Source organism: Brevundimonas bullata, assembly GCF_003350205.1.
Lineage (GTDB): Bacteria > Pseudomonadota > Alphaproteobacteria > Caulobacterales > Caulobacteraceae > Brevundimonas > Brevundimonas bullata.
Genome location: NZ_QLLC01000011.1, coordinates 1 through 14929 on the forward strand (window position 1 = coordinate 1; position 14929 = coordinate 14929).

Consider the following 14929-nt stretch of genomic DNA (forward strand, 5'->3'; position numbering starts at 1 on the left):
GACCTCAGAAGGCTAACCTAATTCGCTCGAGCTGGAGGCGTTTTCACACAGCCTCGATCCGTTGCGGACCTCACCGGGTCGGCCAATCGAACCAACCGTCTGGCCCAATGCTGTTCTCTGGCTGCTCCGGCAATCCAAAAGATTCAGCGAGAAGTAGCGACCGCAGTCGACCTTGCGGACCTACTGACCAAGAAAAGTGCCACCCGCCCCAACGACGCTCACCATGCGTCACATCATATCCAGTGGAAGGCCCGTCAGGTTGGGAGTCACCGCGCCCATTCAAGAGGCGAACTGGCCCATCCAGAAAGCGCGGGGCGACCCACATACATGGGTCAGCAAGGGTCGAGTTCAGCTTCCGCTTGCCTTGGGAGGTCAGGATGACTCGCCGCCATGCGGTCCACTGAGGCTGCCATGGCGGATGAGCAGGCGTCGATCTGGCGTATATTTCCCAACCTGAAGGAGTCTGCCTGCCAATGACTTCACGGACCGTAGGATCAGTCGCCAATCCTCCCGGCGAGGTGATGAAGTGAAGGGTAGAGATCGGAGTATCCGTGCTCCATACGATTCCAGTTTCGCCTTTCGCCCAATTCTCCCAAACGTCTTCGAGCAAGGGGTCTTGCGGGTCATCGTTGAGATGTGTTGGAAGCCCAGCGAAGTCTATGTTTCGCCAGGCGGAGCATTGTTTGGCTGTTACTTCTTCGGGCGTGGGATGCCAGGCCGAGAGTATGGCCGCCCCTATCACCAGCACTGAGGCCAGCCTCATCATCTCTGTGCTCCGACAATCGGTAGATCGAAGCGATATTCCCGTCGAAGGTCAATGTCCGCCAACCACCCTTGGCTGACTCCACCCTAGCGCCGCTTTAGGCTGCCCAGGACGCCGCGCAGCAGTTCGCGGGTGATGGTTGTGCCGGCGGTGCGCAGGACGGACTTGGTCAGGGCCTCCATCGGCGTCTGTCGGGATGAGGCGCGGGCGCGCGGCGCGGCGCGTTCACGGGTCGGCGCGGGCGCCGAACGCGCGGCCTTTTCGGCGGCCTTGGCCTCGGCGGCGGCGCTGGCGGTTTCGGCCTCGATGCGGGCGGCCTGGGCGCGGCGGGCCTTCAGGACCTCCTCGGCGGACTCGCGGTTAATCGCGGTGTCATAGGTCCCGCGCACCGGGCTGGCGGCCATGACGGCGGCGCGTTCGGCCTCGGTGGCCGGGCCGAGGCGCGAGTCCGGCGGACGGATTTTCGTCTGGGCCACCACGGTCGGGCCCCCCTTCTCATCGAGCGTCGAGACCAGGGCCTCGCCCACCCCCAGCCCCTGAATGGCCTCGGCGGTGTCGAAGGCGGGATTGGTGCGGAAGCTTTGCGCGGCGGCGCGCAGGCCCTTCTGTTCGGCCGGGGTATAGGCGCGCAGGGCGTGCTGCACCCGGTTGCCCAGCTGGGCCAGGACGGTGTCCGGGATGTCGGCCGGGTTCTGGGTGACGAAATAGACCCCGACGCCCTTGGAGCGGATCAGGCGCACCACCTGCTCCACCTTTTCCAGCAGGCCCTTGGGCGCGTCGTTGAACAAAAGGTGGGCTTCGTCGAAGAAGAAGACCAGGCGCGGCTTCTCCGGGTCGCCGATCTCGGGCAGCTGCTCGAACAGCTCCGACAGCAGCCACAGCAGGAAGGCGGCGTACAGGCGCGGGCTGTTCATCAGCCGGGTGGAATCCAGCACATTGACCTGACCCCGCCCGTCCAGCGAGGTGCGCATCATGTCCTCCAGCCGCAGGGCCGGCTCGCCGAAGAAGGCCTTGCCCCCCTCTTGCTCCAGCTGAAGCAGGGCGCGCTGGATGGCGGCGATGGAGGTGGGAGAGACATTGCCGACCTCGCGGCCGATGGTCTGAGCGTTTTCGCCGACATAGGCCAGCAGGGCGCGCAGATCCTCGAGGTCCAGCAGCAGCAGGCCCTCCTTGTCGGCGACGTGGAAGGCGACGGTCAGGACCCCTTCCTGCACGTCGTTCAGCTCCAGCATCCGGGCCAGCAGGGTCGGGCCGACGTCGGACACAGTGGCGCGGATCGGGTGGCCCTTCTGGCCGTACAGGTCCCAGAAGACGACGGGCGCGGCCTTGCCGGTCAGACTCAGCCCCATCTGGCCGGCGCGCTCGGCGAACCGAACCGTATCGCCGGCCTGGCTGATGCCCGACAGGTCGCCCTTCACGTCGGCGCAGAAGACCGGGACGCCGGCGTCGGAAAAGCCCTGGGCCATGATCTGCAGCGTCACCGTCTTGCCCGTGCCGGTGGCGCCCGCCACCACCCCGTGCCGGTTGGCGCGCTTGAACAGCAGGTTTTCAGCGGCGCCCTCGAAGGACTGGCCGAGAAAAAGGGCGGCGGGATTGTCGGTCATTCGGGCGGTCTCCGGCTTCGGGCGCATGGTTATCTGACACGACGGGGGCTGCAAGGCGGAACCGCGAGGCTTTACAGCGATTGACGCTCTCCCCGCCGCCGCCGACAGTCCCCCTCATGAAACTGCCCATTACGGTTCCGACCTCCTCGGTCGCGCGCAACGCCCTGGTCCTGATCGCCGTCGTGGCGGGCGGGGCGGCGCTTTATTGGCTGCGGGACATCCTGACCCCCTTGGCCATGGCCATCTTCCTGATGATCATGATCGACGGGATGAAGCGGGCCATCGAGCAGCGCACCCCGGTGCCGTCGCGCTTCGCCGGGGCGGCGGCCCTGATCGTGGTGGTGATCGGCTTCCTGCTGTCGATCTGGATCATCGTCGATGGGGCGGCGGGCTTCTTCACCGACGCCTCGGGCGCCTCAGCCGGCATCGGTCCGCGCCTGGACCATATCATCGCTGACGTCAGCGGCCTTGTCGGGGTCAAGGAGCCCCCGACCCTTCAGGACCTGATCGCCGGCATTGACGTGCGCGGCTGGCTGACCCAGGCGGCGATGCAGGCGCAAGGGGTCGCCTCGGGCGCCTTCTTCGTCATGGTCTATCTGGGCTTCCTGCTGGCCTCTCAGGCGGGCTTCCGAAAGAAGATCGTCGCCATGTTCCCCGACCGGGGCGCGCGCAACGAGGCGCTGGAGGTGTTCAATCGCGTGCGCGGCGGGGTTGAGGGCTATCTGTGGGTCCAGGCCGTCACCGGCGTCATGATCTGCGCCGTGGCCTGGGCCATGATGCGGGCGGTGGGACTTCAGAACGCCGAGTTCTGGACCTTTGTCATCTTCATCGTCGGCTTTATTCCGGTGCTGGGCGGGGCCATCGCCGGCCTGGCTCCGCCCCTGTTCGCCCTGGTTCAGTTCGAGAGCTACTGGCCCGCCCTGATCCTCTTGATCGGTTTGCAGACCCTGCTGTTTGTGGTCGGCAATCTGGTTCAGCCGCGCATGCAGGGCGACAATCAGAACATCGATCCCGTGGTGGTCCTGCTGGCCCTGGCCCTGTGGGGCAAGATGTGGGGCGTGCCGGGCATGTTCCTGTCGACGCCGCTGGCGGTCATGGCCATGGCCATCCTGGCCGAGTTCAAGGGCTCGCGCTGGATGGCGGTCCTGCTGTCCGGCGACGGCGAGCCCTATGCTGCGCGCAAGCCCGAAGCGCGAAAGGACGAAGGGGATGGTTGGTTCAAGCGTCTGTGGAGCCGCGGCAAGACGCCGCACGAAAAAGATCGGAATGAAGGCTGATCCTGCCCTTGATCCGCCATATCTGCCGACTATCTGTCCAATCAGACGACGCGGCCTCCCTCCCCCCTCCGGCCGCGAAGTCCAGAGGACCGGCGCTCCCTCCCCCTCCTGCGCCGGACCCGAGCAGGCCGTCGAGCGTTTACGCTCGACGGCCTTGTTCGTTCTAGCGCCCGATTCAACCGGCGCGGACGTCCGGTTCAGGGCGGAATTGGGGCGGTTGTTGTCGTCAATGTGGCCTTGTTGAGGAGGAAACACTCATCAGTGGGCCTCGGGCGCAACATGGTGCGCTGCACACAGGAATTCAGGGTCTTAGTCGCCTCTCGCGGCCTAGCCAGTTTCGCCAGCCGCGCTAAGGTGCGCCGGTCAAACCCCTGCGGCCTCTGGCCGTGCTGTCCGAGACTTCACCATGTCCGCCGCTTCGCGCACCGTTTCCGCCACGCCAGCCACCCTGGAGGCGCTGGAGGCGGCCTATGCGCGCATTGTCGACGGCCCGCCGGGCGCTGCCGAAAAGTCCTTCCTGGCCCAGGCCTTTGACGACTACGCCGCCGATGAGACCCCCGAACTGGGCGGCGACGACCTGGCGGCCCTGCTGGCCCAGGTCTGGCGTTCGGCCAAGACGCGTCAGGCCGGCGAACCGGCCCGCGTCACCGTCGGCGCCCTGGCCGGGGCCGACGGCGCGCCGACCGGCTACGACAGCGTCCTGATCCTTCAGGACGACGCTCCCTTCCTGGTCGACAGCGTCCTGGGCGAACTGGCTGACGCCGGCGTCACCGTCCGCGCCCTGTTCCACCCGGTGGCCGAGATCGAGGTCGGGCGTCGCGACTCGCTTATCATCGTCGTCGTCGATCCCCTGCCTCAGGAACGTCGCGACGTTCTGGGCGAAGGCCTGGCCCAGGCCATGGCCGACGTGCGCGCCGCCGTCGGCGACCACGCCGCCATGGTCCAGGCGATGCGCGACGCCGTCGAGCACCTGGAAACCGCGCCGCCCGCCGCCGTCGATCCCGCCGTGCTGGAAGAAAACATCGCCTTCCTGCGCTGGGCCAAGAGTGACCACTTCGTCTTCCTGGGCGCCCGCGACTACGCCTATCCGCGCAAGGCCGACGGCGGTTATGCCGCCGAGGCCCCGCTGGAGGTCTCGGATCAGGGTCTCGGCGTTTTGGGCGACCCGGAGCGCCGCGTCCTGCGTCGCGCCTCGGAACCGGCCGTCCTGACCGCCGCCATGCAGCGTCAGCTGGACCTCAGCGAGCCGGTGACGGTGGCCAAGGCCAATATCCGCAGCCGCGTCCACCGCCGGGCCTACATGGACTACGTCGGGGTCAAACGTTACGGCGCGGACGGCAAGGCCTCGGGCGAAACCCGTTTCGTCGGCCTGTTCACCGCCGAGGCCTATGACAAGATGGCCAAGGAGGTGCCCCTGATCCGGCGCAAGGTGGCCAACGCCCTGGAACGCGCCGGCAAGGCGCCGGGCAGCCACAACTACAAGCGTCTGAAGAACATTCTGGAGAACTACCCGCGCGACGAGCTGTTCCAGATCAGCGAAGACGAGCTGCTGGAGACGGCGCTCGGCATCCTGCACCTGTACGACCGCCCGCGCATCCGTCTGTTCTCGCGTCAGGACCCGTTCGACCGCTTCGTCTCGGTGCTCTGCTTCATCCCGCGTGAACGCTTCGACGCCGGCCTGCGCCAGCGCATCGGCGGCATCCTGGCCAAGGCCTGGGGCGGCCGGGTTTCGGCCTGGTATCCGCAGCTGTCGGACCAGCCGCTGACGCGCGTCCACTACATCATCGGCGTCGAGCCGGGCGCTCACCTCAACCCCGACCTCAAGGCCCTGGAAGCCGAGGTGGCCGAGGCGGGCCGCAGCTGGATCGACCGTTTCGAAACCGCCCTGCGCGCCGCGGATGTGGACGAAGTGGCCGTCGGTCCGACCAGCGCAAAATGGGCCGACAGCTTCGGCGTCTCCTACCGCGACCGCTATGACGCCGCCGAGGCCGTGGCCGATCTGGAGCAGTTCGACCGTCTGAACGACGGCTCGACGGGCGACGGCGTCCATGCCGAGCCGGTGGCCGTCCGCGCCTTCCGCACGGCGGACGAAAGCGCGCTGCAGTTCCGCTTCAAGCTCTATCGTCGCGGCTCGGCCGTGCCCCTGTCCGACGTCCTGCCGATCCTGGCCGACATGGGTCTGAAGACGCTGGAAGAATCGGACCACGTCGTCCGCACCACGGGCGACGCCCCCATCTATATCCACGACTTCCTGCTGGAGGACCCGCGCGGCGAGGCCCTGACGTTTGCCGACATCAAGGCCCCGTTCGAGGCCGCCTTCTCGGCGGTCTGGACCGGCCGCACCGAGAGCGACGGCTTCAACCGCCTGGTGCTGGAGCTGGGCGTCGACTGGCGTGAAGCGGCCCTGATCCGCACCCTGGCCCGCTATCGCCAGCAGACCGGCCTCGACCCGTCGCAGGCGGTGCAGGAAGCGGCCCTGCGCGAATATCCGACCGTGGCCCGCGCCATCCTGTCGCTGTTCAAGGCCAAGTTCGACCCGGCCCACGGCGGTTCGGTCGCCGAACGCGAAGGTCTGGTCGCCGAGCTGAACGACAAGATTGTGGCCCTGCTGCAGGACGTGAAGAGCCTGGACCACGACCGGGTGCTGCGCCGCATCGCCCTGCTGATCGGCGCCGTGAAGCGCACCAACTTCTATCAGGTCGACGCCGAGGGCACGCCCAAGGCCCACATCTCGATCAAGATCGCCTCGCGCGAACTTGAAGACCTGCCCCTGCCCAAACCCTTCCGCGAAATCTTCGTCTGGGCCCCGCACATCGAGGGCGTCCACCTGCGCTTCGGCCCCGTGGCGCGCGGCGGCCTGCGCTGGTCGGACCGTCGCGACGACTTCCGCACCGAGGTCCTGGGCCTGGTGAAGGCGCAGCAGGTCAAGAACTCGGTCATCGTGCCGGTCGGCTCCAAGGGCGGCTTCTATCCCAAATGCCTGCCGGTCGGCGGCGACCGCGACGCCATCCAGGCCGAGGCCATCCGCGCCTACAAGACCTTCCTGTCCGGGCTGCTGGACATCACCGACAACATCGTCGGCGAGGGCGCGCCGGTGCGTCCGGCCAATGTCGTGGCCTGGGAAGGCGACGACCCCTATCTGGTCGTGGCCGCCGACAAGGGCACGGCGACCTTCTCGGACATCGCCAACGGCGTGAGCCAGTCCTACGGCTTCTGGCTGGACGACGCCTTCGCCTCGGGCGGTTCGGCCGGGTATGACCACAAGGAGATGGGCATCACCGCGCGCGGCGCCTGGGAGGCCGTCAAGCGCCACTTCCGCGAGATGGGCAAGGACATCCAGTCCGAACCCTTCACCGTGGTCGGCGTGGGCGACATGTCCGGCGACGTCTTCGGCAACGGCATGCTGCTGTCCAAGGCGACGCAGGTGGTCGCCGCCTTCGATCACCGCGACATCTTCATCGACCCGAACCCGGACCCGGCCCAGTCGTGGGAAGAGCGCAAGCGCCTGTTCGAAACCCCGCGCACCAGCTGGCAGGACTATGACAAGAGCCTGATCTCGGAAGGCGGCGGCGTCTTCTCCCGCGCGGCCAAGACCATCACCCTGACGCCGCAGATCAAGGCCCTGCTGGACATCGAGGCCGACACCGTCGACCCGACGACCCTGATGCAGGCCATCCTCAAGGCGCGGGCCGAGCTGCTCTACTTCGGCGGCATCGGCACCTACATCAAGGGCGCGGGCGAGACCAACGCCCAGGCCGGCGACAAGGCCAACGACGCCATCCGCATCAACGGCGGCGAGGTTCGGGCCAAGGTCATCGGCGAAGGCGCCAACCTTGGCATGACCCAGCTGGGCCGGATCGAATCGGCGCGCGCGGGCGCTCGCATCAACACCGACGCCATCGACAACTCGGCGGGCGTGGACTCGTCCGACCATGAGGTGAACATCAAGATCCTCACCGGCGGCGCCATCGCCTCGGGCCACCTCAAGGCCGAGGACCGCAACGCCCTGCTGAAGTCGATGACCGACGAGGTCGCCGACAAGGTTCTGGCGCACAACTACGACCAGACCCTGGCCCTGACCCTGCAACAGGCCGAAGGCGCCGACGCCCTGGACGCCCAGCAGGCCTTCATGCAGCACCTGACGGCCCTGGGTAAGCTGAACCGCGCCGTGGAATACCTGCCCGACGACGCCCGCATGGCCGAGATGAAGGCGCAGGGCTCCGCTCTGACCCGTCCCGAACTGGCGGTGCTGACGGCCTATTCCAAGCTGGAGCTGTTCGACGAGATCGTCGGCTCTTCGGCGCCTGACGACGCCTTCTTCGAGCGCCTGCTGGTCCACTACTTCCCGGCTCCGCTGGCCCAGTTCGAAGAGGACATGAAGGGCCACCGCCTGCGTCGCGACATCATCGCCACGGTGCTGTCGAACGAGATCGTCAACATGGCGGGCGCGACCTTCCCCGACCGCCTGCGCGCGGCGGCGGAATGCGACACGGCGGCCATGGTCACGGCCTTTGAAACCGCGCGTCAGGTCTTCCGTCTGGATCAGGCCTGGAACGCCGTCTCGGCCCTGGACCTCAAGATCCCGGCCGAGGCCCAGACGGCCCTCTATCGCGAGATCGCCCTGGTCCTGCGTCGTCAGACCTACTGGCTGGCCCGTCGTGCGGCCCGCACGGAAACCACGGTCGGCGGCATGATCGCCGCCTACCAACCGGCTGCCGACGCCCTGCGCACCGCCGGTCCCGCCGTGCTGTCGCGCTTCGAGCAGCAACGCTTCGAGGGCCGGGTCCAGGCCTTTGTGGCCCTGGGCGCCCCCGAAGACCTGGCGCGCGACATCGCCCTGCTGCGGCCCATGGTGGCCACGGCGGACATCGGCGATCTGGCCAATGAACTGGGCTGGAGCGCCCCGGCCATGGCCCGCCTCTATCACCAGGTCGGCGCCGCCTTCGACTTCGACCGTCTGCGCGTCGCCGCCGGCTCGGTGTCGTCGAGCGATCACTTCGATCGTCTGGCCGTGCGTCGCCTGATTCAGGACCTGAGCGCCGAGCAGCAGCAGCTGACCCGCGCCGTGGCCCTGGCGTCGGTCGAGGCGGCGGGCGCGGGAGAGGCCAGCGCGGAACAGGCGGTCGACGCCTGGATCGGCGCGCGGATGGGTCAGGTCGAGGCGCTGCGCGCTGCGGTGGACGAGATCGAAGCTTCGGGCGCCGGCTGGACCTTCGCCAAGCTGACCATCGCCAACGGGGCTATCCGGGAGGTTCTGGGAAGCTAAGAAGCTTCCCAAGAGCGCTAACGCGAGCGACACGGTCGCTCGCTGCTTGAGCGAGTCTAAGGGCGCTACGCTCGGCTCGCGGAGCCTCGCTACTTGAGCGCATGACCGCACGCTTCTGCGTCGGTTCAGGGCCCGCTCGTTTCGTCGTTCGCGATGAGGCGGGCGGGCCTTGGCGTTTGGGGCGGCTTCGGGCTAGGTGGCGGTTTAGAGATCCGCAAGGCAAGAAGATCCCATGCCCAGGAAGTTTCTCGTCGTCGTCGACGACAGCCCCGAGTTCGGCGCGGCCCTGGGCTATGCCGCGCGTCGAGCCAAGTCGACCGGCGGCCGCGTCGTCCTGCTGCGCGCCCTGCCCGGCGGCTCGGACGAGCACTGGTCCGGCGTCCGCGATGAAATCCGCCGCCAGCAACGCGAAGAGGCCGAGGTCTTGCTGAATCGCATCGGCGAGGAGGCCGCCGAGAAATCGGGCGCCTCCCCCATCTTCCTGATTGAAGAAGGCGACCCCCAAGGCGCCATACGCAAGGCCGTCGGCGCCGACCCCGACATCAAGATTCTGGTGCTGGCGGCGGGGTCGGGCTCGCGCGGTCCCGGCCCCTTGGTCTCGGCGGTGCTGAAACAGGGCGGCGCCTTTACTGGCCGCAAGCTGCCCGTGACCATCGTGCCGGGCGAACTGACCGACGCGGATATCGAGGATCTGGCATAATCCTGGGGTCGCTATCGCTCGGCTCGCGGAGCCTCGCTGCTTGAGCGACATAGCGCTGCTTCTCCCTCCCCTTCATGGGGAGGGTGGCTGAGCCCGCAGGGTGAGGCCGGGTGGGGGCGCTTCGGCGCATCAGACGCCGCACCCAAGCGCGAGAGACTTGCGAACTCCGCCGCCGAGGTCCATCTCCCGCCCATGTTCATCCAGACCGAACCCACGCCGAACCCCAATGTCCTGAAATTCCTGCCGGGCCGCGATGTGGCCCCGGAAGGCGTGCTGGAATATCGCTCCATCGATGAAGCCACGGCCTCGCCGCTGGCCGAGGCCCTGTTCGAGCTGGAGGGCGTCGAGGGCGTCTTCTTCGGCGCTGACTATGTCTCGGTGACGCGCGCCGCCGAGGGGCTGGACTGGAGCCAGATGAAGGCCCCCATTCTGGCGGTCATCATGGATCATTTCGTCTCGGGCGCGCCGCTGACGCGCGGGGTCGAAGCGGTCGTGGACGACGGCGTTGAAGACAGCGAGATCGTCGCCGAGATCAAGGGTCTGCTGGACAGCCGCATCCGCCCGGCCGTGGCCCAGGACGGCGGCGACATCCTGTTCGACCATTTTGATCTGGAAACCGGAATCCTGCGCCTGCGCATGCGCGGGGCCTGCTCGGGCTGCCCCTCCTCCTCCGCCACGCTGAAGGCGGGCGTGGAACAGATGATGCGTCACTACATCCCCGAAGTGACCAGCGTCGAGCAGGTGATTTAAGGGCGCTACCGCTGTGGCGCGGTCGCTCGCTGCTTGAGCGCATTTCGGGGCGCTACCGTTTGCCGCGCGACGGCTGGCTGTTTGAGCGCGCGCGAAGCGCCAGGCCGCGTCGGGTCGAGAAGGCGGAGCCTTCTGACCGCGGCCCACAAGAATGCTCGCGTCGGGTCGGGAGGTCCCGAAGGGCCGACGACCGCGGCCCACAAGAATGATGTTTCACATGAAACACTATCGTCCGAACGGGCCGTGGGGCATGATCGCCGCATGGCCCGTTTCACATCCGATGATGACGCCGGGGCCGAGGGCCGCGCTCTCGGCGAGGCCCTGTCCGCCCTGCGCCGCGAGCGGGGACTGAGCCAGGCCGAGGCCGGTCAGAGGATCGGCATGACCAGCCAGGGCTGGGGCCTGTATGAGGCGGGTAAACGCCCCGGCCTGTTCCGCCCCGATGTGCAGCGCCGCCTGACCGGCGCCCTGGACGCCACGCCCGAGGATCTCGCTCTCGTGCTCGGCGCAGCCGTTAGTCCATCCCCCTCGCCCGACCCAGCCGCCAAAGCCTCGTCCGCCGGGGTGCAGGCGCGCGGTCGCGTCTATGATCCGGCCCCGCCGAGCGAACGCCGACGCCTGCGTCTGTCGACGGATGAACTGGCGCCCTGGGCGGCGGCGGGTACGGTGCTGGAATATGCGCCGGGCCGTTGGCCGCGTCGCGATCAGGGCTGCGTCGTCGAGATGGCGGACGGGAGCCTGCGGGTGCGGCTCTATGTGCGCTCGGATGAAGCGGAACTGATCGTGCGCGGCGCCGGGGCTCTGCTGACGCTGGAGCGGATCGCGCGAGACCAAGCTCGCTCGGTCTCTGCCGTGGTGGCGCGTCTGGATGAGTGATGAAACGAAACAGTTGTGTTTCATCGTCTGATATGAAACCTTGGCGTCGTACTCGCCACGGAGACGCCGCTCATGACCCGCCGCACTCAGGATATCGACGCTGTCGTCGGATTGCGCATGGCGGCCCGCCGTTCGGCGCTGGGCCTGTCGCAGACCGCCCTCGCCGCGCAACTGGGCGTCAGCTTTCAGCAGGTTCAGAAATACGAGAAGGGCGCCAACCGCGTCTCGGCCTCGCGCCTGCATCAGGTGGCGACGGCCCTCGGCTGTTCGGTGGCCGACTTCTTTCCATCGCGGACCGATCAGGACGATGCTGCCTTCGGCCTGCACGCCCTGACCGCGACGGCGGACGGTCGCGCCCTGGCCGAGGCCTTTCCCCGGATCGTCGACCCGGCGCTGCGTCGTGCGGTGAGCCAGGTGGTCGCGGCGCTGGCGTCGGCCTGACCACCCCGATAGGAAGACCACGATGAGAGTTCTGATCGTGGATACGGCGCTGGGCGCCTGTACGGCCGGCGTGGTCGAGGACGGGCGCGTGATCGGCCTGCGCTCCGAACTGATGACCAAGGGCCATCAGGAACGGCTGGCCGGTATGGCCCGCGATGCTGTGGCGGACGCCGGCGGCGGCTTTGACGCGCTGGAGCGGATCGGCGTCACCGTGGGACCGGGCTCCTTCACCGGCCTGCGCGTCGGTATGGCCTTTGCGCAGGGCCTGGGCGCAGCGCTGGATCGCCCGGTCGTCGGCGTCTCCACGCTGGACGCTTTAGCGGCGTCCATTGAACCCGCCGGTCTGGTCGCCGCCGTGATCGACGCCCGCCGGGGCCAGGTCTATGCCCGGCTGTTCCGCGACGGCGTCGCGCTGGGCGAGGCTGAGGCCTTGTCGCTGGAAACGGCGACGGATCGCATCTTGGCGGCGGCGGCCGGTGCGGTCCCGAGCCTCGTCGGTTCGGGCGCCTTGCTGCTGAGCGAGACCTTCCCCGATCAGTTCTCCGACGTGGTCCTGAAGACGCTGCCCGCGCCGACGCCCGAAGCCCTGGCCCGTCTGACGGCAGCGGCTGATCCGGCGACCGCCCTGCCCCGCCCGCTTTATCTGCGCGCGCCCGACGCCACCCCGCCCAGCCGTCTGCCGGGCCAGCCGCGCCCACCGCTCGCCTCGTGACCGAGGCCCTCGCCGCGATCCACGCCGAGGCGTTCGAGACGCCGTGGGACGCGGCCAGCCTGTCGGCCCTGCTCGCTTCGCCCGGCGTCTTCGTCGTGGCCGACGCTGACGGCTTCATCCTGATCCGAGTCGTGGCCGACGAGGCGGAGATCCTGACCCTGGCGGTGCGTCCGTCCGCCCGGCGCGGCGGGCTGGGCGCCCGTCTGGTCGAAGCCGCCGTGGTCCGCGCCGCGGCGCTCGGGGCTGATCGGATGTTCCTGGAAGTGGCCGAAGACAATGTCGCCGCCCGCGCCCTCTATGCTCGGGCGGGCTTTCATGAGGCCGGGCGTCGGCGCGGATATTATGCGCGTGCGAACGGCCGCCGGGAGGACGCCCTGGTCCTGGCTCTGAACTTTCCTCGACCGCTTCCATAAGTCAGCGGCTCAGCCTATCTTCCGGCGCATGGAACGGATCGAGAAACTTTGCGCCGACCGCGGCATGCGTATGACCGAGCAGCGGCGCGTGATCGCCCGCGTTCTGTCTCAGGCCGAGGATCACCCTGACGTCGAGGAGCTGTATCGCCGCGCCTCGGCTATCGACCCGCACATTTCGATCGCCACCGTCTATCGCACCGTGCGCCTGTTCGAAGAGGCGGGCGTGGTCGAGAAGCATGACTTCGGCGACGGTCGCAGCCGCTACGAAGAGGCCGGCGACGACCACCACGACCACCTGATCGACACCAAGACCGGCGAGGTCATAGAGTTCTTCGACGCCGAGATCGAGCGCCTGAAGACCGAGATCGCCAAGCGCCTGGGCTTTGAACTGGTCGGTCACAAGCTGGAGCTCTACGGCCACGCCATCCCTGGCGCCGAGCCGGTCGAGCGCGAAGGCCTGATCTACAAGCGTCATGCCGCGCGCGTGGAGCCGACCGAGGGCTGATCCCGCGCAGCGGTTCGCCTTGCCGTCGCCGGCTTCGGCGATCATAAGCCGCGCATGACCGATACGCTCGAAAAGCCCATCGAAAAGGCGGAAGGCGCAGCCCCGGACCAAGGTCTGGCGGCGGCGCCCAAACGCCTGTTCATCAAGACCTACGGCTGTCAGATGAACGTCTATGACAGCGAGCGCATGGCCGACGTCCTGCGCCCGCTGGGTTATGCGCCGACAGACGCGCCCGAAGGCGCCGACTTTGTCATCCTCAACACCTGCCACATCCGCGAACGGGCCGCCGAGAAGGTCTATTCGGAACTGGGCAAGCTGAAGCAGATGCGCGAGCGCAAGGTCGCGCGCGGCGACGGCGGCATGACCATCGCCGTGGCAGGCTGCGTCGCCCAGGCCGAGGGCGAGGAGATCATGAAGCGCCAGCCGGCGGTCGATCTGGTGGTCGGACCCCAGGCCTATCACCAGCTACCGGAACTGCTGACCCGCACGGCGCGGGCGCGCGGCGAGCGCATCGGCGCCGATTTCGCTCCGCATGAGAAGTTCGACGCCCTGACCCCCAAGATGATCGCCACGCGCGGCGGCGAGGGCCCCACCGCCTTCCTGACGGTGCAGGAAGGGTGCGACAAGTTCTGCACCTTCTGCGTCGTCCCCTATACGCGCGGCGCCGAGTGGTCGCGCCCGGCGGCGGCGGTCCTGGCCGAGGCACGCGCCCTGGCCGACCGTGGCGTGCGCGAGGTCACCCTCTTGGGTCAGAACGTCAACGCCTATGACGGCGAAGGCCCGGATGGGAAGCCGTCGACACTGGCGCGGCTGGCCTATGCCCTGGCCGAAATTCCGGGTCTGGACCGCATCCGCTATACGACCAGCCACGCCAACGACATGAGCGACGACCTGATCGCCGCCCACGCCGATCTGGACGCCCTCATGCCCTATCTGCATCTGCCGGTGCAGGCCGGGTCCGACCGGGTATTGCGGCTGATGAACCGCAAGCATGGGCGCCAGAAATACATCGACCTGATCGCTCGCATCCGCACGGCGCGGCCCGACATGGCCATCGCCGGCGACTTCATCGTCGGCTTTCCCGGCGAGACGGATCGGGACTTCGAGGACACCCTCGATCTGGTGCGGCAAGTCACCTATGCGGGGGCATTCAGCTTCGTCTATTCGCCGCGCCCCGGCACCCCCGCTGCGACCATGGCGGGCCAGGTCGAGGAAGGCGTGGCGCTGGAACGGCTGCACCGGCTTCAGGCCCTGCTATTCGAACAGCAGACCGCCTTCAACGCGGCCCAGACGGGCAAGACCCTGAACGTCCTGTTCGAAAAGAAGGGCCGGTACGACCGTCAGGCCATCGGCCGCTCGCCCTATCTCCAGGCGGTCCACGTCGAGGCTGCGGATCATCTGCTGGGCCAGATCGTTCCGGTCGAGATCGTCAGCGGCGCGCAGAACAGTTTGAACGGGCGGTTGGTCGATCAAGGCACTATCTAACTCGACACGCCTCCGACGAGGCGGCTTATTATTCTGCGTCCCTCAAGCAGCCTCGCCCCGCCGGGCGAGGCGTCAGCGACCCCAAGAAACGGCCTCTCAAGCAGCTCGCTCCGCGAGCGAGGCGTTAGGGGCCCCAA

General features: G+C 67.9%; 11 protein-coding genes. 10 read left to right on the forward strand and 1 reads right to left on the reverse strand.

The window, feature by feature from the left end; all coding sequences use genetic code 11:
• Positions 1–849 precede the first annotated feature (849 nt).
• The gene (locus tag DXK21_RS06935; protein WP_114817053.1) at positions 850–2367 is read right to left on the reverse strand and encodes a helicase HerA-like domain-containing protein; all 1518 of its coding nucleotides are present in this window, start codon (positions 2365–2367) and stop codon (positions 850–852) included.
• A gap of 116 nt (positions 2368–2483) precedes the next feature.
• On the opposite strand from DXK21_RS06935, the gene DXK21_RS06940 reads away from it, so the two are divergent.
• The 10 genes from DXK21_RS06940 (at position 2484) to miaB (ending at position 14792) form a co-directional block, all read left to right on the forward strand.
• On the forward strand, positions 2484–3644 hold the full coding sequence (locus DXK21_RS06940) for an AI-2E family transporter (protein WP_114817054.1): 1161 nt from the start codon (positions 2484–2486) through the stop codon (positions 3642–3644).
• 406 nt (positions 3645–4050) lie between these two features.
• The gene (locus tag DXK21_RS06945; protein ID WP_114817055.1) at positions 4051–8910 is read left to right on the forward strand and encodes an NAD-glutamate dehydrogenase; all 4860 of its coding nucleotides are present in this window, start codon (positions 4051–4053) and stop codon (positions 8908–8910) included.
• A gap of 232 nt (positions 8911–9142) precedes the next feature.
• Entirely contained in the window at positions 9143–9610 is a 468-nt protein-coding gene (locus DXK21_RS06950; protein ID WP_114817056.1) for a universal stress protein, read from the forward strand.
• A gap of 192 nt (positions 9611–9802) precedes the next feature.
• Positions 9803–10360 (forward strand): NifU family protein, encoded by a 558-nt coding sequence (locus tag DXK21_RS06955; protein ID WP_114817057.1) that lies wholly within the window; start codon positions 9803–9805, stop codon positions 10358–10360.
• Between the two features lie 261 nt (positions 10361–10621).
• Positions 10622–11236 carry a helix-turn-helix transcriptional regulator gene (locus DXK21_RS06960; protein WP_114817058.1) on the forward strand — a complete coding sequence of 205 codons (615 nt, stop codon included), beginning with the start codon at positions 10622–10624 and terminating at the stop codon, positions 11234–11236.
• A gap of 72 nt (positions 11237–11308) precedes the next feature.
• A complete protein-coding gene (locus DXK21_RS06965; RefSeq protein WP_114817059.1) occupies positions 11309–11677 on the forward strand; it encodes a helix-turn-helix domain-containing protein in 369 nt (122 codons plus the stop codon).
• Positions 11678–11699: 22 nt separating this feature from the next.
• Positions 11700–12389: a tRNA (adenosine(37)-N6)-threonylcarbamoyltransferase complex dimerization subunit type 1 TsaB gene (tsaB, locus tag DXK21_RS06970; protein ID WP_114817060.1), complete on the forward strand. Its 690-nt coding sequence runs from the start codon at positions 11700–11702 to the stop codon at positions 12387–12389.
• Positions 12386–12802 (forward strand): ribosomal protein S18-alanine N-acetyltransferase, encoded by a 417-nt coding sequence (rimI, locus tag DXK21_RS06975; RefSeq protein ID WP_114817061.1) that lies wholly within the window; start codon positions 12386–12388, stop codon positions 12800–12802. The genes tsaB and rimI overlap by 4 nt, the downstream gene beginning before the upstream one ends.
• A gap of 28 nt (positions 12803–12830) precedes the next feature.
• Positions 12831–13307 (forward strand): Fur family transcriptional regulator, encoded by a 477-nt coding sequence (locus DXK21_RS06980; RefSeq protein WP_114817062.1) that lies wholly within the window; start codon positions 12831–12833, stop codon positions 13305–13307.
• A gap of 54 nt (positions 13308–13361) precedes the next feature.
• Positions 13362–14792 (forward strand): tRNA (N6-isopentenyl adenosine(37)-C2)-methylthiotransferase MiaB, encoded by a 1431-nt coding sequence (miaB, locus tag DXK21_RS06985; RefSeq protein WP_114817063.1) that lies wholly within the window; start codon positions 13362–13364, stop codon positions 14790–14792.
• Positions 14793–14929 lie beyond the last annotated feature (137 nt).